This window comes from Acinetobacter sp. ABJ_C4_1 (assembly GCF_044538495.1).
GTDB lineage: Bacteria > Pseudomonadota > Gammaproteobacteria > Pseudomonadales > Moraxellaceae > Acinetobacter > Acinetobacter nosocomialis_A.
In genome coordinates, this window is the sequence record NZ_JBIUCQ010000015.1 from 74,485 (window position 1) to 98,294 (window position 23,810).

Below are 23,810 nucleotides of genomic sequence, written 5' to 3' on the forward strand. Positions count from 1 at the left end.
TTGATGTCCAGATTCGAAACCATTAGGTTATGAATTAGATGTATTTTCGTGTTACCGTTTCGCATCAAAAATGAGGCAGGTTGTCGATGCATGTGCATATAACTTTCCATCGGGTCCTACAATGCGCCCCTCTGCTGTCGCTGTCTGTCTTCCGACATGAATAACTTTACCTTCAGCACGAACTAGAGGTGTTGTATCATTCAATGCACGCACCATATTTACTTTGATTTCTAAGGTTGTATATGCTTTACCAGCAGGCAATTGGGTATGAATGGCACAGGCAACCGCAGAGTCCAGTAATGTACAGAACCAACCACCGTGCACAGTCCCTAAAGGATTGTAATGTTTTCTTTGAGGTCGTCCCTGAAAAATGGCAATACCTGATTCCATATGAATAGGGATATAGTCCAGTGTTTCGCCAATTGGTGGCTGTGGGAGTTCTCCTGAAAAAATGGCATTAAAAATCTCCATACCCGAACGGTTTGCTAACTCTGATGGAGAAATGGCATCAGGATGTGATAAATGAGTACGGATTCTACGTTCATCCTCTTCCCACTTTGAAATAATCTCTTCAATACTCATCTTTAAAAATCCTTATAAAATTATATTTGGGTTATTGATTAAATATTGAGGGGTAAATCATGCAGGCGTTAACGGCGTAATTAGTTCACCTTGATATATGGGGATTCTCTCTGCAAGTGAAGGAATGTTACTTACAGCATCCAATTGAGCGATATGTTGATTTGATAACAGCACATTGACTGCATTTAAATTACTTTGAAGTTGAGTTAATGACTTAGGTCCAATTATTGGTACGGTACCATGTGTACTTGCCCAAGCAATCGCAACTTGATCAGCGGAAATACCTATTTCATTTGAAATTTTAAGTACGGTATCTAAAATATTCGTGCGTTGAGCTGTATTTTCTGATTGAAAGACTTTTCCACCAAAGCCTTCAGCACGACCAGTTTCTCCTTTGCGATATTTCCCTGTAAGCATTCCTCCGCCTAAAGGTGACCAAGTTACCATCCCTAGTTCTAAGGCTTTAGATGCAGGAATTAAATCTGTTTCGGGTTCTCTATAAACTAAGCTATGTTGAAACTGAACAGCTGCAATTGGTACTGTATTTTTGAGTTCAGCTAGTGTTACTGCACGGGATACTCTCCAAGCTGGAAAGTTAGATAGCCCTGCATAAAGTATTTTGCCAGCACGAGATAAATCTTCCAGACCTCTTAGAATTTCTTCACTTGGGGTCATATTGTCAGGGTGGTGTACCCAATAAATATCAATGTAATCGGTTTTTAATCTACGTAAACTTTGTTCAACTGAATAGAACATTGCTTTGCGACTATTTCCTTTGTGAAATTGGTTTGCATCAGGTGAGGCCCCACTAGAAAATTTTGTTGCTAAAACAACTTCATTACGAATGCCTTGTAGCAAGTCTCCCAAAATCTGTTCAGATTGACCAAATTGGTAAACATCAGCAGTATCAATAAAGTTTCCACCAGCATTCAAATATTGATCTAATATTGATTTTGATTCTTCAATAGAGGCGCCATAACCCCAGCCAGTACCAAAATTTCCTGTTCCCAATGCAATCTGAGAAACATTTAATCCTGTTTTTCCAAATACTAGATTTTTCATTTTAAAGTTCTCTACTATCATGCAATGTTTACAACGACTTTACCTTTAGTGCGTCCAGTATTTACGTATTGAAGTGCTTCATTAATTTGTGAGAAAGCATATTCAGTATCTACAACTGGTTTAATTTTTCCTGCTTCAACTAGTTCAGATATTTGAGAGAGCTGATGACCATTTGGCTTCATAAATAAAAATGAATATGTAACTCCGCGTTTTTTCGCTTTATTACGAATTGACCAGCTTAAAAGTGGAATAATAAATTTTAAGAACCAATTTGCATTAATTGCTTCAGCAAAAGCATGATCTGGCGGACCTGAAATACTAATTACACGACCACCACGTTTAAGAACATTTAATGATTTTTCTAAAATCTTTCCGCCTTGAGTATCTAAAACAAGGTCGAAATTTTTTATTTCATTTTCAAAATCAGTTGTTTTATAGTCAATAACAATATCTGCGCCAAGTTCTCTAACCCAACGAAAATTTTTACCACTTGTTGTTGTTGCGACCGTAGCTCCTAAATGCTTTGCAAGTTGAATCGCTATTGTTCCGACACCGCCTGAACCTGCATGAATAAGTACTTTTTGTCCTGGTTGAATTTTGGCAATTTCAACTAGTGCTTGCCATGCAGTTAAAGATACAAGGGGTAGGGATGCTGAAGATCCCATAGACAAATTTTTAGGTTTTAGAGAAAGAGAGGATTCTTCGACAAGAGTGTATTCAGCAAAAGCTCCACTAAGATCAGTTCTCGCATAAACTTCATCTCCTACTTTAAAACTAGTAACATTTTCACCTATTTGAACGACTGTACCTGCAAAGTCATTACCTAAAATAAAGGGAAATTTAAGTGGAAGAATTGCTTTAAATTCACCTTCAACTACTCTTAAATCCAGTGGGTTGATACTCGTTGCATGAATCTTAACGAGTACAGTATTTTCTTTAATTGATGGTTTGGGTTGTTCACCTATTTGTACATCATTAATAGTGCCATAGCGACTAATGTAGGCTGCTTTCATTTGAAACCTCTATTTCTCGAAATTATTTTTAAAGTTTTATAGGCTTGAATGTGTTCTAAACTTTCAAGCTACGATGCGTTAATTTGTCAAATATCTTTGCAGGTGCAAATCGTCTTAAAGCTTTTAAGTTTTTTGCAGTTTTTCCTGCTGTGTAGCGTGGTACGACCTGTTGGCTTTGAATCACAGCTAAAATTGTATTGGCAACTACACTTGGGTCATCTGACTTATTAATTGAATTAATCATTTGTTTATGTAGCTTTTCACGAGTTTGATCGTAAAAAGAAATTTTATTGTCTGCTTCGAGTAAGTTTACTCCCAAAGAAGTATTCGTATAAGCAGGTTCAATAAGTGACACACGTATGCCTTGAGATCTTAACTCGTGATCTAAGGATTCAGAATAACCTTCAAGCGCATGTTTTGATGCAGCATATAGTGCACCGAAAGGCATGGGCACAAGTCCAAGAATTGAACTGATATTTAAAATAAGTCCTGATTTTTTTTGACGCATGTGTGGAATAACTGCGCGAGTCATTCGAACTGCTCCAAAAAAGTTGGTATCAAAAATAGCTTGTGCTTGTTGCATTGAGCTTTCTTCGGCACCAGCAGGTGCTATTGCAAACCCAGCATTATTAACTAAGACATCTATTCGGCCTTCATTTTCAATTACTGTTTGGACAGCTTGGGCAACCGAATCATCTTGATTTACATCTAACTCAATGAGGTGAAATTTATGATTTGATGAATCTTTTGCTCTTCGGCTTGTGCCATAAACAATAAATCCAGACTCGTGTAAAAGGTTTGCTGTTGCTAACCCAATACCAGAAGATGCACCTGTAATTAGAACTACTTTACTAGCCATACCATTTTTCCAATTTGAAGGTGTTCGCTATTCAGTCTCACCTTGATATTTTCATCATAATCTAAAATTAAAATAGTTACTACTAAAAAGATAGTGACTTTTATAGAATTTGTAAGTACTGTTTATTGGCTGAAACGATTCTCAACCTAATTTTGGAATTAATGGAGAAAGAAATTGCAAATAAAAAATAGAAGTTGTGCAAATAATTCGCCAACATTGCAAGTTAATGTAAATGGAACAATATTTACTTATCGTGAATTTGGGAAAAAAGAAGGAATACCAATAATTCTTTTACATCATTTTACGGCCGTTATAGATGATTGGGATCCCAAAATGATCGATGGACTTGCAAAGGAGAAATGGGTAATTACTTTTGATAATAGAGGGGTTGGTGGTTCAGGAGGAAAGACTCCAACAACCGTTCAAGACATGGCTAATGATGCGCTTTTATTTATCGAGTCACTTGGTTTAAAAAAGGTTGATCTACTAGGGTTCTCTTTAGGAGGCTTTATCTCTCAAGTGATTGTTGAGAAGAAACCTGAATTGGTTCGTAGAGTTATTCTCGCTGGTACTGGGGTAGCGGGAAGAAATGGCAACGATAAAGTATTGACCATGACAAGTGATTTTTTACGAGGTGGTTTAACCTTAAGACATCCTAAATACTATTTATTTTTTACGCATACCAAAATTGGAAAAAAAGCCGCTGGTGAGTTTTTAAATCGAATAAGAGAACGTAAAGTAGATCGTGTTAAGTCTTCGAGCATAAGAACAGCGCTTGCTCAATCCCAAGCCATTTATCGTTGGACAACGCAAAAACCTATGGATTTATCAAAGATTATTCATCCTGTATTGGTTGTGAATGGTGAGGATGATCGAATGATTTCTACGGAAAGTTCATATGAGCTGGCACGAAGACTTCCTAATTCATCTTTAATTATTTATCCAGACGCGGGTCATGGAAGTATTTTTCAATATCATTCTGACTTTGTGAAAAAGGCAATCCAGTTTTTAAGCTAACTCAAATTTTATATAGACAGATCACATTATTGTGATCTGTCTATATAAGTTACTTTTATTTAGTTTTTAGATTCCAAATATTTAGAGCTTTAGAGGCAGCATTCTCTGCAATTTGTGGCTTGGCACCTAATCCAACTATAAGATTTATGCACATCGGAATTAGAATTTCAGTTGTTGGGTTAGAACAATTCGTGAAATGTTGCCCAAGTTCTAACATGATAAATCCATGTAATGCACTCCATAATTGTGCAGCCATGACATCTGGATCAATGTCTCGAATATATTTTGTTTCTATTAGATTGACACATTCTTGACGTAAGTATGAATAAGAGTTTTTAAATGCTTCTGTACTTTCATTAGTCAAAGATTCACTTCTGCGAAAAGGTGTATATCTCCCCTGAATAGACAGGCCAAACATCAAATCATAAAGATGGGGATTGGACATAGCAAAATTTCGACATTCTAAAGCCATCAAACACATGTTTGTCATTGGCTCATTTGTATTTTCTATACTCCGAAATAGCTTAGCTTGTTGAGTGAATCCCTCATCTGCTATGGCTTGCAGCAGCTCAGGTACCCCGCCAAAGTGAGTATATACGCCCATAGTGGACTGACCTGCTTCTAAAGCAACAGTTCTCGCTTTAATTTGAGAAGGACCTTGGTTCTCGATTATTCGCATTGCTGCTTCTAATAAACGTGTACGAGGATCTTTTTTTTCCATAACAAAGTTATTGCGCAATAAAAATAACATTGTTATATTAGCTCATAACAATGTTATTGTTAATGCCCAAAGCACACTAATTTCAAGTTTATTTAATAAGGGCTGAACAGTAACAAAGATGTTTTTCCTGAGAGAAATGGAGATTAGACCACACTAAATGTGGTTAAGAGGATTGCATCATGAAGATATTCAAAAGCGCTGTTTTATCAGCATTAACAGTAAGTTTAGCGGCCTGTACTAGTTACTCTCAGACGTTAAATACAAGTAAAAGTAAGACTAATGTTAGTCAAATGAAGAAGGGTTCTGAAATGATTAATGCAGAAACACAGACAAAGCATATTAGGGTGGAAAGCCATGGCAATGTACTAATTGCTCATTTAAATGGTGGTCCATATCAGTTAATGGGACTGGATATGGCTGAAGAGCTCTCTAATTTATTAGATGATTTAGAAAAGAAACATAAATCAGTTGACGCTGTAATTTTTACTGGCGACCACCCAGATTATTTTATTGCTCATGCAGATGTACGTTGGCTACAAGAAGGCGGAGCTACCATTCCAAAGCTTGGTCTTAAAGCATCATCGATGGTTGCACGTACTTCCAAAAGTGTTCGAGGGGTTCCCGTATTAGAGCAGCTAGCTGAATTTACACCTCTAGATGGTGGCATGCAATTAGATAAATTGCATGAAACTTTTTTACGTATGAATAGAAGTGGTGTGATTTTTATTGCTGCTTTAAATGGATCTGCTATGGGCTTGGGTAGCGAGTTTGCACAAGCTTCTGATATCCGAATTATGGCTGATGGTAATTATGTAATCGGGCAACCAGAAGTTCTATTAGGAATTAATCCGGGTGGTGGAGGGACTCAACGATTAACAAGATTGGTAGGAACTCATCGTGCACTAATGATGATGCTTGAAGGAAAGCCAGTATCTCCTCAAGTAGCTTTGGAAATTGGATATGTAGATGAGGTTGTACCTAAAGAAGATCTGATGAATAGAGCTTTAGAACGAGCTATTTATTTGAGTAAACGTCCTAAAACAGCACGAGCTGCAATTAAACGAGCAGCATACTTTGGTAGTTCAGAAACCTTAGAAGAGGGTCTGCATAGAGAGCGAACTGAATTTATTCACATTGCTCCCACAGAGACAGCTCAAACACTTATGAAAGGTTATCTAGAGCAAACGGATCAAAGTAAAAAACTGCCTTTTTATGATCCTGAAGTATTTAACGAAACTTTAAAGAAAGGCTCCCTTCCACTAAATACAGAGAGTAAATAAAAATGGATAAGAATCAATTAAATAGTTCTACGTATCAAGTTGCTAAAGAAGATATACGCTTTGAGTCTGGTGAAACATATTGTTCAGCATGGTTATTTTTACCTAAAGGTGTCACTAATCCACCGGTCGTTGTTCTTGGACATGGTATCGGTGCAATTCGAGAAATGAGATTAGATGCTTTTGCCGAGCGCTTTGCTCAAGCAGGTATTGCCGCTTTAGCATTTACTTATAGATATCTTGGTGATAGTGGTGGCGAACCTCGTCAACTCATGTCAGTAAATCGCCAATTAGATGATTGGGAAGCAGCTTTAAAATTTGTAAAAAATCATCCTAAGCTTGATGGTGAAAAAGTAGCAATTTGGGGAAGTTCATTTGGTGGAGGTCATGCAATTACTATTGCTAGCAGACATCCAGAACTTAAAGCTGCAATTGCACAATGTCCTTTCACTGATGGTTTGGCTTCTGCATCGGCATTAGGCTTAAGAGATACATTGAAAGTTGTTCCAGTAGTAGCCAAAGACTTGTTTGCAAAATTATTTGGATTAAAACCAGTGATGGTTCCTATTGCTGCTCCACCGGGACAACCAGCGCTTATGAATGCTCATGATGCTTTGCAGGGGTATTTAGCATTAATGCCTGAAGGCGTTGAATTTGTAAATTACTTAACAGCTCGTATCATCCCTGAAATTTTGAGATATAGACCAGGTTTAGCTGCCTCTAGAATTCAAAGCCCAATACTATTTTGTGTTAGTGATACCGATACGGTTACGCCAGCAGGTCAGACTTTAAAACTGGTTAAAGATGCTCCACGTGGTGTTATTAAGCGTTATGAGGCTGGGCATTTTGATTTTTATACAGGTCAGGCATTTGAGCAATTGGTCAAAGATCAAACTCAATTCCTTAAGCAAAATTTCAACTAATTTGCTCTGAATTTATCAAAATTTGTAAAGGAACTACTATGCAATTTACTATGCTTTCAAAATTAAGGGCAGAGGAAGCCCCAAATGCTCATTGCATTTCGGACTCAAATATTTCTTTAACGAATGATGAGTTTCATAAAGCGATTCTTCGAGCAGCTGGAACAATGGATCGCCAAGGTATTCGTGAAGGTGATGTGGTCGCTCTTATGCTACCAAATCAAGTTGAATTTGTTGTGGCGATGTTTGCAGCTTGGTATTTAGGTGCGGTTATAACTCCTATTAACCCTATGCTTAAACACAAAGAGACAAGTCATCAGTTACAGGATTCAAAAGCAAAATTACTCATCAATCTAACAGGTGAAAAAATAATTGATGAAATTATTTCAATACCTGTAGCTACGCTTAATCAAGGAACTGAGTTTAAACAAGCTCCTGTTGTTAACTCTAATGCTCTCGCTTTACTAATATATACAAGTGGTACAACGGGTTTGCCCAAAGGCGTCATGTTAGACCATTCAAATATTATGGCTATGACTGAAATGGGGCGTGAGGGATTACAAATATCTGAAAAAGATCACTGCCTTTTAATTTTACCTTTATTCCACGTCAATGGAATTGTAGTAAGTATTCTAGTTCCTCTTGCTTCTGGTGGGCGTGTAACCATCCGTCAAAGATTTGATTTAGAAAATTTCTTTACTGATATAGAGCAATTGCGTCCAACATATTTTTCAGCTGTACCTACCATTTATGCAATGTTATATGCCTTGCCTAAAGAGATTGTGCCAGATGTATCTAGTTTACGTTATGGCGTTTGTGGAGCAGCACCAGCTTCAGCTGATTTACTTATTAATTTTGAAAAACGATATGGTTTTCCAATAATTGAAGCCTATGGTCTCTCTGAAGGTACTTGTGGCTCAACATTAAATCCAGTGAATGGTGTGAGAAAAGCTGGAACTGTAGGCATACCTTTACCAGGTCAAAAAATAGCAATAGCTGATTTTAATGGCAGACATTTACCTGTGGGTGAAATAGGCGAAGTGCTGATTCAAGGTGAAAATGTCATGCGAGGTTATCTAAATAAACCAGAAGAAACGGCTAAAACAATTGTAAATAATTGGCTACACACAGGCGATATAGGACGAATTGATGATGAGGGATATCTTTCAATCGTTGGTCGATTAAAAGAAATGATCATTCGTGGAGGCGAAAATATTTATCCAAAAGAAATTGAAGATACGTTGCTTGAGCTACCAGAAGTTCTTGAGGCTGCTGTTATTGGAGCAGCAGATGAAAAATGGGGAGAAGTGGTCTTAGCATTTGTATCATTTAAGCCTGATAGTGAATGCTCAATTGATCTAATTAATCAGTATTGTAAGCAACATTTAACTCGTTACAAGCAACCTGAAAAAGTAATTATTCTTTCGACACTTCCAAAAAATGCCGTTGGTAAAATTGATAAACCTAAGCTTCGTGAGTTATATCAACTTCAAGGAGCATAAAATGTCAAAATTACAAGGAGGAAGTCGACCTGCAATTTTTATTACAGGTGCAGCTTCTGGTATTGGATTTGCGTGTGCTGAATTATTTGCACTACATGGATGGTATGTTGGGCTGTATGACATTAATAAAGATGAAGTAGATAAAGCAGCAAGTTCAATCAGAAGTGAGAATCTGATTACTGGGTGGCTTGATGTTACTAGTCCAATTAGTTGGGACTCTGCGCTTGCAGAGTTCTGGGAGAAAAGCCATCAACGCTTAGATATTTTACTGAATAACGCTGGAATTTTATTTGCTGGAGACTTTCGGACAGTTGATTTGAGCAATCACCACTCTATGTTAACGGTTAATATTCACGGTGTTGTGAATGGATGTCACGCAGCTTTTGATTATTTAAAACTTACTCCTCATTCTCAAGTTATTAACATGTCATCAGCTACGGCCATTTATGGTCAACCTGAACTCGTGACTTATTCTGCTTCTAAATTTGCAGTACGTGGACTAACTGAGGGATTAGATATTGAATGGCGTAAGCATGGTATTCGTGTAAAGGATATCTGGCCAAGTTTTGTTAAAACTCAAATGTTCAATAAGTTTAAAAATATTCAAAGTACAAAATCATTGGGTGTTCATTTAACTGCAAATGATGTTGCAAAAGTTGTTTGGAAATGTGCGACTTCAAATTCATTTTTGTCAAAAACTCATTGGGAAGTAGGCTTTCAAACGAAGCTTCTTCATCTTGCGACCTCAATTTCACCAAATGTACTTACAAAATGGGTTGTCCAAAAGATAACAAGCTAGAATGAGGAATTATTATGCGAAATACATCTTCTGACAGTCAATTATTAGATTACGACTGGCTTGTTATTGGATCTGGTTTTGGCGGTAGTGTATCTGCTTTACGATTAGTAGAAAAAGGTTATCGAGTTGCTATAGTAGAGCGTGGTAAACGCTATAAAGATGAGGAACTGCCAAAATCTACATGGCAACTTAACAAGTTCTTATGGATGCCTTCAATTGGATGGAAAGGCATCATGCGGATGAAAATTTTTCGGCACGTCTTTTTTCCAAGTCAATCAGCCGTTGGTGGCGGAAGTACGGTTTATGGTGGCGTATTATATCGTGCCAGACCAGAGTTCTTCAAAAACCCTCAGTGGAATAATCTTAATGATTGGCAACAAGTTTTAACGCCCTTTTATGATAAAGCTGAATATATGTTAGGTGTACAAACTGTTGAATTTGATTCTACAAATCAAAAAATTGCTAGAGAAATGGCAGCTCATTTTGACTGTAGTGATGGATTCAAGCGGTCTCCTACAGGTGTTTTTTTCGGTGAGCCGGGCAAAAAGGTTAAAGATCCATATTTTGGTGGAGATGGTCCAGATCGCACTGGATGTATTCGATGTGGCGCATGTATGGTTGGTTGTCGAATTGGAGCTGTAAATTCATTAAATAAAAATTATCTATGGTTCGCAGAAAAAAAGGGTGTTCAAATTTATTCTGAATCTCAGGTTATCGATGTTAAGCCTTTGAACTCTAACGATGGAAATGATGGCTATCAAATAACAGTTCAGAAAACAGGACAATTGTTTGCTAAAAAAATTACTTTTACTGCCAAAGGCGTTGTTTTTGCTGGAGGTGCTTTAGGAACAAATGAGTTATTAGCTAATTGTAAACTAAATGGATCACTTCCAAATATAAGCAGTCAATTAGGATATTTGGTACGAACAAATAGCGAGTCAGTATTGAATGTAAGATTGCCTAAGGATTTGAAGACATGGAATGATGTGACGGCAAGCAGTAGTGTACATATTGATCAAAACACGCATATTGAGTTTTTAACATATGGACGACATGCTGACTTTATGAGTTTGATGTATACAGTTTTAGTGGGTAACGGAAACCGATTAACACGCCCACTCAAATGGCTGTGGAAAATTTTGAGGCATCCTCTCCAGTGGCTGAAAACAGTGTCACCTATTGGGTGGAGTCAGCATATGATTACATTGTTGGTGATGCAATCTTTAGATAACTCAATCCAATTTTTACCTAAAAAGCGCTGGTTTGGATCAGGCTATAAATTGATCACAAAGCAAAATAATGACAAGCCTAATCCTACCTACATTGATGTTGCTAATCAGGCAGCTCAATGGGTTGCAGATTATACAGGTGGTGTTGCGCAAAGCAATATATTAGAAGCAGTAGCAGATATTCCTACCACAGCACATGTATTAGGTGGAGTGGTTATTGGTGATAGTGCAGAGAGTGGCGTTATTGATAAAAATTTACAAATATTTGGGTATAAAAATCTAATGGTTTGTGATGGGTCTGCAATGCCTGCGAATCCAGGGGTAAATCCAGCTTTAACAATTACAGCTTTGGCTGAATATGCGATGTCTAAAGTAAAATAACATCTGAGGATTTTATTTTAACTTTTATTAAGAAAACTTAAGGATTGGTTTGTGTTTTTACATGAATCAATCTTTTTTTTGCTCTGGTCTTTAATAAAAAAAGTAACTACTAAAAAAGTAGTGACAAAAGGATATTGCAGGGGTATAGTTAGTATTAAATCGGTACTAACTATGAGCATGCTCCTTTAATTTCATCAGCTTGCTCATCAAAACAGTTGAATGAAATCTGAGGATCAAAACAAATGAAATTTTTATTAAATACAATTGCTATGGGTTTAACGGTGGTATCTATCTTTATTCCACCTTTAACTCAGGCTGAAATGGTGGAGTCTATCTCTTTTGGTGGCTCTGCGGAGCAGACAAAGAAAGTGTCAACAAATATTGTTGTTAATCAAAAAGTAAGTCAGAGCTATCAATTAGATACAAATTGGAAGAATGTACCAACTCAATTTATTCGTGCGGGTGACGTTAACTTCGCTTACCGAGAATATGGTCAACAAAACGGTGGAACGCCTGTCATTTTCTTAAATCACTTGGCGGCTGTTCTAGATAATTGGGACCCACGAATTATTGATGGAATTGCAGCTAAACATCATGTTGTGGTGTTTGATAATCGTGGTGTTGGTGCTTCTACAGGTAAACCAGCTCAGTCAATTGAGCAAATGGCAGACGATGCGATTGCTTTCATTCAAGCAAAAGGCTTTAAGCAAGTTGATTTATTTGGCTTCTCGATGGGCGGTATGATTTCACAAGAGATTGTTTTGAAGCAGCCAAATTTAGTTCGAAAAATGATTTTGTCGGGAACTGGTCCTGCGGGAGGTACGGGCATTAGTACCGTAGGGCGAATTTCTAATTGGGATTTAGTCCGTGGAATGGTGACTGGCCAAGACCCTAAAGTTTATCTTTTCTTCACACGTACAGAAAATGGTAAATCTGCCGCTAAACAGTTTATTCAACGTATTAATGAACGTACCGAAAATCGCGATAAAGAAATCACCATTTCTGCCTACCGTGCTCAGCTTAAAGCACTCAAAAAATGGGGAAGTAAGAAACCTTCCGACCTTTCTGTGATTCAACAACCTGTGTTAGTTGCTAATGGCGATCATGACAGAATGGTCCCAACCGTGAATACCTATGATTTGTCAAAACGTTTGCCAAATAGCGCTCTCGTTATCTATCCAGATGCTGGACATGGTGGAATTTTTCAGTTTCATGATGATTTTGTAAAACAGTCACTTACATTCTTAGCGAAATAAGAACTCAAATTTAGGACAATTAAGATGACAACAATTACACACCAAACAGCCGAGACCCAATTCGTTGAAGTAGATGGAGCAAATTTTGCCTATCGTCGATGGGGTAACTCAAACACAGGGCAACCACCGCTATTTTTTCTTCAACATTTTCGAGGTGGTTTAGACAATTGGGACCCAATCATTACCAATGGTTTAGCAGAAGGGCGTGAAGTCATTTTGTTTAATGGTCGAGGTATAGCTTCATCTACAGGTCAGCCTCGTACTCGTATTGAAGATATGGCAGATGACGCAGCAGCAGCAATTCGTGCATTGAGCCTAAAACAAGTTGATTTATTAGGTTTTTCACTTGGCGGGTTTCAGGCACAAGATTTAGTACGTCGTCATCCTGAACTCGTCAGAAAACTTATGCTTTTAGGTACAGGTCCAAGAGGGGGTAAGCCACGCGGTGATGACCCAGAAGTGGCTGCATTGGTATTGAAACATGCAACAACTGCTGTGCCATCTGAAGAAGACTTTCTCTTTTTATTTTTTGGCCGATCTGAAGCTGCTATTCAAGCGGGACGTGACTTTTGGCAACGTCGACATGAACGCAAAGATCAAGATACCCCAAGCTCAGTTGAAGTCATGCAGGCACAGATAGAAGCCAATATGCATTTTTTACCTAAACTTGATGAACAAGACCCATTTGCACATTTACGTGAGATTAAACAACCTACTTTCATTTTAAATGGTGTAGATGATGTGATGATTCCCACCATCAATGCTTATCACATGGCACTTAACATTCCAAATGCTCAGCTATTTATCTATCCAGATGCAGGACATGGCGCTCAATTTCAATATCCTGAACGCTTTGTAAAGCATGCAATCCAGTTTTTAGATGAATAAATGCATGAGTTCAAGTTAGTCAATTTGATGAATCAAGAAGGCAAAAATGATGAAATTTAAATTGTTGCTGTGGATGCTTACCAAGCTCATGCAGCGTGCGGTAAAAAAGAATCCGAAATGTGCGGCTTATGTGAACGATAAAAATGTCACTTTTCAAATTCAGACGGCAAGTGGTGAAGGGCGCTATTTTGAAGTCAAGAATGGCAAGATTAACTCTTACTCAGGACTAACCAAGTCACCAAGTTTTACCTTTACGTTTAAAACGGGTAGCAAAGGATTTGCAGTATTGTCAGCGAAAGACAGTGTAAACACTTTTTTAACTGCACTTAAAACACAAGACCTTGTCATTACCGGAAATTTTGTAGATGTGATGTGGTTTCAAAGTTTAGTGGACTTTATTCAACCTCATTCACAACCTTCTTCAACCGTGTGAGATAAGGCCATGACTCTGCAATTAAAAACGAATCTTTTGAATCAGCCTTTAACTTTTCCGAATGGTGTTATCGTTCCAAACCGTTTAGCAAAGGCTGCAACCAGTGAAACCTTAGCTAGTTATTCAAATAACCCAAGTGAAAAGCATGTTCGACTATATAAACGTTGGGCTGCCTCAGGGATTGGAATGATCATAACTGGCAACATTATGATTGACCGCAAAGCCTTAGGTGAGGCTGGTAATGTAGTGGTTGAGGATGAACGTGATTTTGCAATTTTACAGAAATGGGCAAAATCTGTGACTGAACAAGGTTCTCAATTGTGGGCACAGTTAAATCATCCGGGAAAACAATCACCGAAAGGATTAAATATACGGAATATTTCTGCATCGGCAGTGCCATTTGGTGCAGAAATGCAGTCTTTATTTGCAACACCTGATGAAGCAACACACGAAGAAATTTTAGAAATTATTCAGCGTTTTGGTCGTAGCGCAGCAATTTGTAAAAAGGCTGGATTTAGTGGAGTCGAGATTCATGCTGCACATGGTTATCTGATTAATCAGTTCTTGTCGCCTTTACATAATTTAAGAAATGATGAATGGGGCGGGACACCTGAAAAACGTCGTCGTTTTTTAATGGAAGTTTATGCAGAAATTCGTAAACAAGTCGGTAAAGAGTTTCCGATTGCGATTAAGCTTAACTCGGCAGACTTTCAAAAAGGTGGTTTTACCGAGCAAGACTCATTAGAAACAATTCAGGCATTAGCAGATGCAGGCATTGACCTAATTGAAATATCAGGTGGTACTTACGAATCTGGTGTAGCCAAAGCACCACAAAAAGCATCGACAATTGCACGCGAAGCTTTCTTTATTGATTTCGCAGAAAAAGTAAGAAAACTCGTAAAAACACCGTTAATGGTTACAGGTGGTTTTCGAACCGTAGAAGGCATGAATCAAGCTTTGCAGTCTCAAGCATGTGATGTTATTGGAATTGCAAGAATTATGGCCATTGAACCTGATGTACCTGAATATTTGCTGGCAGGTAAAAATGGTCTTCAGTCGGTGCATCCTATTAAAACAGGTATTAAGAAGATCGATAGCCTAGGTATTATGGAAGTACTTTGGTACACCCAACAACTAAAACGCATTGGAAAAGGTAAAGAACCGAAACCTAAAGAAAGTGGCTTATGGTCATTTATTAAATCAGTTTTACGCAGTGGTTGGGGAACGTATGCCACTCAACGCGCACGAGCAAAATAACCGATTTATTTTACCTTAGACCAATAAAAAGCACTCGAATTGAGTGCTTTTATACATTTAAATTATTTACTATTTTTGACTAATCGGACGGGTACCAATTTCAGCGCCAGTCATTTGGTCAATCACAATAGGCTTAATTTCAGTGCCTTGTTCTGCATCAATGAAAGTTACCATCTTTTCAGGTTGTTCAAAGGGTTTATATTTCCGGCCCCATGCACCAATAACAAATAAAGCTGGTAAAAAATCTTTACCTGCTTGAGTTAACACATACTCTTCACGTGGTGGATGTTCAGAATATTGTCTTTTTTCGAGTAAGCCTTCCTCTACTAAAACAGATAATCGCTTTGTTAGCATGGTTGGTGCAATACCTAAGCTTTTACGGAACTGATCAAAACGAGTGAAACCCGCATGAGCATCTCGTAATATCAACATGCTCCACGCATCACCTAAAACTGAAAGTGTTCTAGCGATTGGGCAGACTTCAAGATTGCTATTTTTACTCATATCGAATTAATAAACTTAATAGTAACTACTAAAAAAATACTAACATAAAATGATCAATAAAGCGAGATTCAATAATTAACAAACTATATATAAAAGTCTATACAGAAGATCTCTTTAGTGTATATCGCTTAAATATTTCAGATGAATTTGCCTCAGGCTACATGTATGAACATGTTGAAGGAAGTTTAATATCTATTAAGACTCATAGTTCAACTATTCCATTTCAAGAAAAAATGGTGAAAGATCTTGTTGAATCCATTATGTTGATGGTTCGATGAGTTATAACTGTTATTTGATCCAAATAAATTTGATAGACAATACTTTTGATGTAGATGGTTTGAATAAAATCAATTGGACTGTAGATATTACTAAAGAATCAAATAGAGATACTATTCAATATCAAACATTTAGTATGATTCAGGATCAATTTGAAATAATAATTAATGATGATGGCAGCGGAGAAATTGCTGATCTGGTTGCCTTGAAACAAGAGAATAACGAAATAGTTCTAAGTTTATATCATTGTAAATATTCAAGTTCATCTCAAGCTGGCCGGAGATTGGCCGATATGTATGAAGTATGTGGACAAGCTCAGCCTTAGAAAATATAGAAATATGGCAAATACAATGCCAATTAGATTAGAGGTAACAATTGTACAACCAGGCTTAAGACAATCAGTCGTTACGGAAGAAATATTAAAGTTGTTGGCATGTACTGAATCGTATATAAAGAAAACAACAAAAGCTGACTTAAAAGTTTGGTGTTCATAAGTCTCGTTGTAATTTGGTACTTGAAGTGAAATAAATACTTTATTAATTATCAATAAACCTTTAAAAATAAAGGTTTATTGATATATTTCGCTCAGGTTAATTATCAAATAAAAATATTTATGAATATATATTTTCCTATTAGAGAAAAAAGTTAAAACAGCTTATAGTATTTAAAATTTGACATAGATACATTTTTATGATTTTTTAACAACATAAATCTTATGCTATATAGTGTTTGTCAGCGCTGTTCATCATGAAATCTTAAAGAAAAGCGTGTAGGTTGTGAAAGTTATAACAATGATAATTGTGAAGGTGTACTAAAATGACTGATGATGAGCTAGAGAAATTTGAAGCAGATAGAGATATTGGAGCTGAAATTTTACAAGGTATAAAAGATATGCTTAATAACAATGCAGCTAGAAGAACAACTGTGATTGAAACAGATATTAGCCCAGCATCTAAAAATAGATCTAATGAATAGCAGGGAAGCCTTATTGATGGTTAAACGTCTTAAAGACTGTAGCATTGAAAATAAAGAAACCCATCTAGATAGATCATGCCAAGTTTTGAGCTTTAAAGTCCTTCACTCAAGTAGAATTTAAATTTTTGATATTTTAAGTGGTTAATTCCTTTAATAAATCATTGAGAACATTAATCTTTGATTGAATTTCGACTTCCAATTGTTGCCTCTTAAAAATTAAGTGATCCAATTTGTCATAGATTAATGGAAAATCCTCTAAGTATGTATTCAGTACAGAAAGTTCAACTTTATTTCTTTTAAAATCATCTGTGAGTGTTTCTATTGCTTTGTAGATCTTTCTATAGATCTCATTAAGATTGCAGGATGTAGAAGGTTCTTTAAATTGGAAAATAGATGTATATCTAAAAGGAACTTTAGATCGATCAACAAAAAAGTATTCATCTTCAAGAGTATTTCTAAAATAAAAATAAGCGAGACTAAAATTAATTTCGTTATCTGAACGTTTCCTTTTTTCTACAAAAGCATTCCAAATAGATTTAAAGTCTTGATCTATAAACCTATTCTCCTTTATAAAGCTTAAAAAAACTATCTCAAGTACTTGTTTTCTATCCATAACAATTAGCCTTAAAACCAATTATCCCATTTTGGGATAATTTTGGCTGTAGTACAACATTTGTATCTATGAGCTCTATCCATGACCCTAGATACATCAATTTAATTAAATACCTTATTTCTATCCGAGAGGAGAAGAAAATTACTCAGGTAGAGTTAGCGTTTTCTTTAAAAAAACATCAGTCTTATGTTGCTAAAGTTGAAAACCGTGATCGTAGAATTGATCTCATAGAGCTACATGATTGGTTAAAAGCTATAAATGTTGATATTGTTGAATTTATTAAAATCATAGACCTAACTTAGACTATTCCCAAAAAATTTTCTTCCTTAATAAATGAGGAGCTAGAAAATGGTCAATTTGTAAATTTGTTTCATTCTTAACTTCATTGATAATTCTTATAAGTATTTCAGTATTTTGATGTAGTTGAGCTTCTGAAAATTCAACTTGTTTACGAAGATTTTTATTACTTTTAGTTAAAGCCTCTCTAGTTTTTTTATTTATGTATAATTGTTTTTCTTTATTTTTTAATTTTAAAGGCGCAATTTGCTCAGAAATATACCAATTAATTAAAGTCTTTCTTTTGAATGTACTTAAAGTACTTAACCCCCCTGATATAAAGTTCTTTTGTTTCAGTCTATCATGTAATAATTTATGAGAAATTGGTGACTTTTCAAAACCCTCAAGTAGCATTAGCTGCAATTCTTGCTCGATTAATTCATCTAGTTTATTACCACGTAACATGTCAATTTTCCTCTGTCTCTAATTTTTTTTGCTCAATCGCAAATAGCTCACTTAAGGTAGTAGGTAGTTTAATGTTGTTTCCGCTATAGGGAAAAATTTGTATAGGAATAAGGTCTTTTTGTCTTAATAAAGCTTTTTCTTCCAATTCTTTTAAAAATCCTAAGTTTTGGGCCAATTCATTCAACATATCACTATAGGATTCATCAGATGCTAAGCTTAGTTTTAGTTCATTATATTGATTCAATAAACTTTGATGTTTTGTATGTAATGCTTCCAGCTCACCCTTGCGGCCCGTTAAAGCAAAATTTCCACACTGACTTCCAGATTGACAAGAAAGCCGTTTAGGGCAGTTGTGGACAGCGATCTCTCTCATACATCCGCCAAATGGTAAGGGATGTAAATAAGCATGTCGCTCTATAAGTTTATCTTTTTCATGTGTTCCATCTTCTATTAGCTCATTAAATGATTGAAAAATATCATCAAAATATTCAGACATTGGATTCTGTTTAATATAATTAGCTACTTCTTTTTTCGAATCAAAGCTTTGCAAATTCATTTTAAGATTATTCTCTAGATCTAAGTCTTGAGAAAAATGCATTAGTCCATCATGCTTTACAGATTCAACTGGAGTAATTGCTGGACTAGATTCCCATGAATGTGAAGAAGCTAATTCATATTTATCAAGAATACTAGAAGCCACCCTACGGTCTTTTAAAGCTAAATGCTGGTAATATTGATTTTGTTTAATATCAACACGTCCCATTAACACTGCTTGTAAATGTTCAGAAATACCACTTAGAGCAAGAAAAGTATTAATATTATGTCTCGGTATATGGCTCGTCAACTTAGAATGTTCATCTTCATTTTCTAATAAATGATATTTTTGGAACACTGAGATATTTTCATTAGCTCCAAAAAAACTATTTATAATACGGTTACTTAATGGAAGAATAATAGCTTTGTTAATTAGTGATCGTGATAGCGTAGTAGAACCATACTCATGTAGAAATAATAAATTTTCATATGGAATATTTACTGTCTCGCCTTCATAACTAAATATATGATTAATAGGGGAGTCTATATTAAATTTTGCACGATCAATTAAATATTTATTGATTTCATTCTTAAGATAATATTTTTTCTTACGGTAGTCTTTCCATTCTTCTTTAAAAATTTTATAGCCTTTTAAAGTTTTATTTAATAAATCTCGTCTACCAGATTGACCTCTATTTGTGTCTCTAATACTAATACAATAATCAATTAAGTTATCTACCTCAATATATTCAGTTGGAATATCATCAATAGTTTTTGGTAAAAAATCTCTACACTGCTTTGATCTTAAATAGGAAACATGCTGTCTACATTCTTTAGTCAACTCTAAGACTGCGTTAACTATTGTTTCCACTAAATTGGCTGCTAATGGTTCAACCCAATGTATTCTATGGCCAGCGCCTTTCGCTCCGTAATATTTTATACCAAGCGTATATTGCTTTATACCATCAAGAGAAAGATGCTCTTTAGTAACTGGATCAAGTATAGGCTTTTTTATAATGCAGTCAGTTTGCAGAAGAATTGCTTCAGTAGAGCGTAAACCAGTTACTATTAATAATAGTAATAGGTTTAAAACAATCTTTTCTCCAACACTCTCACATAAACTTATTAACGATACTATATTGATAAATGTACGAATTGAAATTAGTTTTTCTTTATCAAGATCATCTTCGTCAAGCTCAACACTCTCAATCAACTCTTTTGTTTTGCGGGAATTAGGTGTTCTATTTTGTCGATTTATATACTTAAAACTTTTAGAAAACTCTAAAGATTGTTCTGTAAATCCATAGTAATTTATTAGTTCTTGTAATCGTTTATAAGTGCCGGCATGATCAGGTAGATTTATTTTACTAGAGTTTTCTTCTAGAATTTCAAAAGACTTATTTAAAATTGAAGTAGACAACAAGCATGGATGTAAATTACTCAAATCTTCTGCATAAAGAGCACTATACCAACGTTTTAAAATTAAGAACTCTGCATTTAGTTTTTGGGGTGATGCTCTAGAATTTGATTTCCTATAGCTAAGAATTATTAATGCCTTAATAAACTCTTGGAAAGTGCTATTAATTGGAATGTTATTCAGGCCTTTTAACTTTTTTATCGTGCTAAAAGTAAAGTGCGTTCTACCACTTCTCGAAAGCAACCATCCAGATCCGATAGTACCTCCATACCAAACTGGATCTTCCCAACTCCCATTAAAGTTAGCTTGTAAATTTTGTATAAAGTAATCTTTTTGCTCGTTGATAAATGCATTATATTCTTTGATCTTCACAAGAACTCTCCTTATACATTTTACAACGTGCAATTACAGATTCAATTTCAAACTTTGTTGACTCGTGAATTCTGATTAATGGATTTCTAGAAACGCCTATACCATCAGATAGTTTAATTAATTCTTTGATTTCATTTTGGACACTATTTAAGACTTGAATATGTTCACCATCAATGAATGGATGAAAATATATACACCCGTAACAATTCCTCACAGGTTGAAAGAGACATTTATCTTGATAAGAACAACCCCCAATACTGTGATGTATCTTGTCTCCAATATTTCCTACAATTTTTTTCTGTGACCAATCTTTTTTATGAGTTAAACGCCCAGTAAGCATCATTGCTATCATTTGTTGATATAAGGAATTCCTACCTAATGCTTGTGCTCTAATCTGTGCAAGTTCTGGGGTAGAAAAAATATAGTATCTAGCTGTTACAACAGAGGAATGACCTAAAATATATGCTATTTCCTCAGCAGAGGAACCAGCCATAGCCAAACTATAACCAACATGATGCCTAAAGTCTGAAAATGAATATTTTTCTTGAATCATTTCGCCAGCAAGAACTGCTTGTTGGTAATCTGGTGAGGCGAAATCGAATAGCTGAGTATTTATTGCATTTGAACAGAAACGCGCAGAATTTTCTCCCATTTCAAATAACTTACTTTCTGTAGTTAATTGAAATCGTTTTATGTAAGTTAAAATAACCTCTGCAATTTCTTCAGGAAGTTTTACAGCAATCTTTTCATGCCTAAAACGTCCTTGCTTAGCGTATGGGATAAGAATGCTGTAACGATTAAATTGATCTATTTCTCTGGTGGTATCTAGCCTAATATCTTCAGCTGCTAACTTTGCCAATTGGACTGGTCTTAATCCAGATGCATATATTAGTCCCAAAATTGAAGCATTTAATAAGGTTTTATTGTCTATCTGTTCCGAATGATTTTTCAACTGTGCATTAAGTTTTGCAAATCCTTGTTGAATCATTGTGGTAGTAGGATAATCAATAACATCTTCATATTCTTGATAAAAGAAGTGAGAATTGAATGCCTTAGGTCTTGGAATTATTCCAAGTTCAAAATCATCTTCTATCTCAAAACCAGGAAAATTTTCAATTATCAATAAACGGAGTAAAAACTTTATATGTGAGTAGCAACCTTCATATTCTGTTTGATCAGCTATTTCTATTAAGAAAGCTTTCAGACTTTCATAGTTAAATAAATATTTTCTTTCTTGTAAGAACTTGATTAAAAAGACAAATGAATAAAACTTATTAGCTAAGCCAGAAGGTGTATTTTTTTGAATAAAAGATATGAGAAAAAACTTCAATAAAGTAGTGATATCCTCCTCAAAGGTTGAAAATTTCAACCTTTCTGTTTTACCAGAATAGTAAATAGTCCAGACCTGATCACTTACTACTAAAAATTTATCATCAAACTTGTCAGCTAATAGGAATTTAACTACTTTAGGCAGCTTTATTTGTTTTAACGCCTGTTTTTGATTATTGGATAAAATATTAGTCTCTTGGGACGGAATATCTAAGAAAAGATCTATTTGTGACATTTATATTCAAAATTCCAAATTTTGTGCAGATATACGCTCTAAATTTATTAAGTTAGCATTATCAACAATAAAGCGTTTAGCATAGTGACTGGGCATTACACTATTCACACTCCAACCACCTAAAACCCTTAAATCTTCTTGAGCGATTGTCATAGCATCCGAGATTTTAGAAAACCTTTTCAAATTTGCTTCACTTTGATATTTTTTTATAGCATAAGAAAGTGAAATATAAGCCCATGTATGACGACAAACATGAGGCGTGATTTTTTCTATTGTTCCAAATAATTTAGGATCAAAATATTTAGGATGTAATTCCTTAAACTTAATATCAATTTTTGAAAAAATCAAGTTTATAGCCGAATAGCTTAAAGCAGAGTAGGGAGGCTTGAGAGAGGTAAATAGAATTTCCGTACCAGTATCCTCCCTAATTTCATCTATATACATGTTTATTAACTTGAAATCTTGATCTCTTAATTGGATAACTCTATAAGATTGTTCATTTTTGATATTTGGTTTTCTGGATCGATGGTCGTACTCATCATCCGTATTTGTAACTATAATGTTGTATATATTGGAATTTATGGATTTTTTAAAGGATTGAGTTGTTAAAAGCATCAGCTCACCAACTCTTAAACCATAATTAATCATCAAGTGAACGATTAAGAAATTTCGAAGCTGGGTGTTTTTATCAGTAAATGGATTATTTATATTTTTATAATCTTTATTGTTAGGCTTAATTATTTCATAAAGACATTTATACATATCATTATTTAAACTTTTGAAATCATGTTTGATTTCATTTTTTACTGTGGTACTGCGAGCTGAAAATTTATTAAAAATTCTCTTCTTAGAATTTAAATAAATATCAATTCTTTTACGCTGAGATTCTAAGTCTTTTTTTGGGATTTCTTGATATCGGATATCCCAGTATACATCCAATAAATATTTAAAATACTTCAGTAAGGACCTCATACGTTTCGTAATGGTTCTATAATCAACATTTGAATTTAGCCGTAGTCGTACTAAATTATTTTCTAATTTTTTCTCATTTTCCAAAAAAAACATAAAATTATCTATTTCTTTAATGTAAATCTTGGGATCATATTTTGTTGATAAGAATGACTCACAGAAAGTAGTAGAGTATTTTTGATACCAGAATTCATACCAATATTTAAGTGCAAGCATATCTGACTGTTGAGTTGCCAAACTTTTTTCACTAAGAGCAGCTAAAGAGAACAACAAAGGATAAAGACATGGGGAGGAAGTTGCCTCATCAAACAATAAGGCAATTTTATTTTTTTTCGAATTTTCTTTAGAAAGATGAATTGTTTTTGTGAAGAACATAGAGCTTATAGCAAACTTTGTGAAGTAATTAAGATATAAACATAAGTAAAAAAAGTCTAGATCTAATTTTAAATTAAGTAATTGAATTATGGTGGATATAGGTAGTTTATGAACTTATTGTATGCTGTAGAGAATTTAACATAATATACATTATACGAAGTATCGTATAAGTAAGCTTTTGATAACATTAAGCTTTTAGCTCTGGCGCTTTCTTTTCTTCTAGCTGTAACACCTTGCCATCACCAGCCGTACGGTAATAAACGTTGCCATCAAC

General features: G+C 35.2%; 24 protein-coding genes. 13 read left to right on the forward strand and 11 right to left on the reverse strand.

Annotation, left to right across the window (positions count from 1 at the left end; genetic code table 11):
* Positions 1-51: 51 nt before the first annotated feature.
* The 4 genes from ACIF8R_RS15820 to ACIF8R_RS15835 are packed head-to-tail and all read right to left on the reverse strand — an operon-like array spanning position 52 to position 3,516.
* Positions 52-582 (reverse strand): PaaI family thioesterase, encoded by a 531-nt coding sequence (locus ACIF8R_RS15820; RefSeq protein WP_191899046.1) that lies wholly within the window; start codon positions 580-582, stop codon positions 52-54.
* Positions 583-639: 57 nt separating this feature from the next.
* Entirely contained in the window at positions 640-1,644 is a 1,005-nt protein-coding gene (locus ACIF8R_RS15825; RefSeq protein ID WP_396481818.1) for an aldo/keto reductase, read from the reverse strand.
* 17 nt (positions 1,645-1,661) lie between these two features.
* Positions 1,662-2,657: an NADP-dependent oxidoreductase gene (locus ACIF8R_RS15830; protein WP_396481819.1), complete on the reverse strand. Its 996-nt coding sequence runs from the start codon at positions 2,655-2,657 to the stop codon at positions 1,662-1,664.
* Positions 2,658-2,712: 55 nt separating this feature from the next.
* A complete protein-coding gene (locus tag ACIF8R_RS15835) occupies positions 2,713-3,516 on the reverse strand; it encodes an oxidoreductase (protein ID WP_396481821.1) in 804 nt (267 codons plus the stop codon).
* A gap of 174 nt (positions 3,517-3,690) precedes the next feature.
* Between ACIF8R_RS15835 and ACIF8R_RS15840 the strand changes: the two genes are divergently transcribed.
* Entirely contained in the window at positions 3,691-4,533 is an 843-nt protein-coding gene (locus ACIF8R_RS15840; RefSeq protein ID WP_396481823.1) for an alpha/beta fold hydrolase, read from the forward strand.
* Between the two features lie 55 nt (positions 4,534-4,588).
* On the opposite strand, the gene ACIF8R_RS15845 is transcribed toward ACIF8R_RS15840, so the two are convergent.
* A complete protein-coding gene (locus ACIF8R_RS15845; RefSeq protein WP_396481825.1) occupies positions 4,589-5,284 on the reverse strand; it encodes a TetR/AcrR family transcriptional regulator in 696 nt (231 codons plus the stop codon).
* 149 nt (positions 5,285-5,433) lie between these two features.
* Here ACIF8R_RS15845 and ACIF8R_RS15850 point away from each other — a divergent pair, with 149 nt between their 5' ends.
* The 9 genes from ACIF8R_RS15850 to ACIF8R_RS15890 all read left to right on the forward strand — a co-directional run bounded on the left by ACIF8R_RS15850 (position 5,434) and on the right by ACIF8R_RS15890 (position 15,196).
* Complete coding sequence (locus ACIF8R_RS15850; protein WP_396481827.1) at positions 5,434-6,534, forward strand: enoyl-CoA hydratase/isomerase family protein; 1,101 nt, start codon at positions 5,434-5,436, stop codon at positions 6,532-6,534.
* A 2-nt stretch (positions 6,535-6,536) separates the two neighbouring features.
* Complete coding sequence (locus ACIF8R_RS15855; protein WP_396481829.1) at positions 6,537-7,454, forward strand: alpha/beta hydrolase; 918 nt, start codon at positions 6,537-6,539, stop codon at positions 7,452-7,454.
* Positions 7,455-7,492: 38 nt separating this feature from the next.
* The gene (locus ACIF8R_RS15860; RefSeq protein ID WP_396481831.1) at positions 7,493-8,953 is read left to right on the forward strand and encodes a class I adenylate-forming enzyme family protein; all 1,461 of its coding nucleotides are present in this window, start codon (positions 7,493-7,495) and stop codon (positions 8,951-8,953) included.
* Position 8,954: 1 nt separating this feature from the next.
* Complete coding sequence (locus ACIF8R_RS15865) at positions 8,955-9,752, forward strand: SDR family oxidoreductase (protein WP_396481833.1); 798 nt, start codon at positions 8,955-8,957, stop codon at positions 9,750-9,752.
* 14 nt (positions 9,753-9,766) lie between these two features.
* A complete protein-coding gene (locus ACIF8R_RS15870) occupies positions 9,767-11,362 on the forward strand; it encodes a GMC oxidoreductase (protein WP_396481835.1) in 1,596 nt (531 codons plus the stop codon).
* Between the two features lie 242 nt (positions 11,363-11,604).
* Positions 11,605-12,618 carry an alpha/beta fold hydrolase gene (locus ACIF8R_RS15875; protein WP_396481837.1) on the forward strand — a complete coding sequence of 338 codons (1,014 nt, stop codon included), beginning with the start codon at positions 11,605-11,607 and terminating at the stop codon, positions 12,616-12,618.
* Positions 12,619-12,642: 24 nt separating this feature from the next.
* Positions 12,643-13,506 (forward strand): alpha/beta fold hydrolase, encoded by an 864-nt coding sequence (locus ACIF8R_RS15880; RefSeq protein ID WP_396481839.1) that lies wholly within the window; start codon positions 12,643-12,645, stop codon positions 13,504-13,506.
* A gap of 46 nt (positions 13,507-13,552) precedes the next feature.
* On the forward strand, positions 13,553-13,939 hold the full coding sequence (locus ACIF8R_RS15885; protein WP_396481841.1) for a helicase: 387 nt from the start codon (positions 13,553-13,555) through the stop codon (positions 13,937-13,939).
* 9 nt (positions 13,940-13,948) lie between these two features.
* Entirely contained in the window at positions 13,949-15,196 is a 1,248-nt protein-coding gene (locus tag ACIF8R_RS15890) for an NADH:flavin oxidoreductase/NADH oxidase family protein (RefSeq protein ID WP_396481843.1), read from the forward strand.
* 69 nt (positions 15,197-15,265) lie between these two features.
* On the opposite strand, the gene ACIF8R_RS15895 is transcribed toward ACIF8R_RS15890, so the two are convergent.
* On the reverse strand, positions 15,266-15,700 hold the full coding sequence (locus ACIF8R_RS15895; protein ID WP_347912824.1) for a helix-turn-helix domain-containing protein: 435 nt from the start codon (positions 15,698-15,700) through the stop codon (positions 15,266-15,268).
* Positions 15,701-15,974: 274 nt separating this feature from the next.
* Between ACIF8R_RS15895 and ACIF8R_RS15900 the strand changes: the two genes are divergently transcribed.
* Entirely contained in the window at positions 15,975-16,301 is a 327-nt protein-coding gene (locus tag ACIF8R_RS15900; protein WP_396481845.1) for a hypothetical protein, read from the forward strand.
* A gap of 491 nt (positions 16,302-16,792) precedes the next feature.
* Positions 16,793-16,951 carry a hypothetical protein gene (locus ACIF8R_RS15905; RefSeq protein WP_174746765.1) on the forward strand — a complete coding sequence of 53 codons (159 nt, stop codon included), beginning with the start codon at positions 16,793-16,795 and terminating at the stop codon, positions 16,949-16,951.
* Between the two features lie 133 nt (positions 16,952-17,084).
* Here ACIF8R_RS15905 and ACIF8R_RS15910 read toward each other — a convergent pair whose 3' ends face one another.
* A complete protein-coding gene (locus ACIF8R_RS15910) occupies positions 17,085-17,564 on the reverse strand; it encodes a hypothetical protein (RefSeq protein ID WP_396481847.1) in 480 nt (159 codons plus the stop codon).
* Between the two features lie 68 nt (positions 17,565-17,632).
* On the opposite strand from ACIF8R_RS15910, the gene ACIF8R_RS15915 reads away from it, so the two are divergent.
* Positions 17,633-17,866, forward strand: coding sequence for a helix-turn-helix transcriptional regulator (locus tag ACIF8R_RS15915; RefSeq protein ID WP_000094890.1), 234 nt, complete (start codon positions 17,633-17,635; stop codon positions 17,864-17,866).
* A gap of 1 nt (position 17,867) precedes the next feature.
* Here the strand turns inward: ACIF8R_RS15915 and ACIF8R_RS15920 are convergent, their stop codons facing one another.
* The 4 genes from ACIF8R_RS15920 to ACIF8R_RS15935 are packed head-to-tail and all read right to left on the reverse strand — an operon-like array spanning position 17,868 to position 23,536.
* Positions 17,868-18,305 carry a hypothetical protein gene (locus ACIF8R_RS15920; protein WP_396481849.1) on the reverse strand — a complete coding sequence of 146 codons (438 nt, stop codon included), beginning with the start codon at positions 18,303-18,305 and terminating at the stop codon, positions 17,868-17,870.
* 1 nt (position 18,306) lies between these two features.
* Positions 18,307-20,628: a hypothetical protein gene (locus ACIF8R_RS15925; RefSeq protein WP_396481851.1), complete on the reverse strand. Its 2,322-nt coding sequence runs from the start codon at positions 20,626-20,628 to the stop codon at positions 18,307-18,309.
* Entirely contained in the window at positions 20,609-22,192 is a 1,584-nt protein-coding gene (locus tag ACIF8R_RS15930; RefSeq protein ID WP_125698754.1) for a site-specific integrase, read from the reverse strand. The genes ACIF8R_RS15925 and ACIF8R_RS15930 overlap by 20 nt, the downstream gene beginning before the upstream one ends.
* 6 nt (positions 22,193-22,198) lie before the next feature.
* Entirely contained in the window at positions 22,199-23,536 is a 1,338-nt protein-coding gene (locus ACIF8R_RS15935; RefSeq protein WP_396481854.1) for a site-specific integrase, read from the reverse strand.
* Positions 23,537-23,810 lie beyond the last annotated feature (274 nt).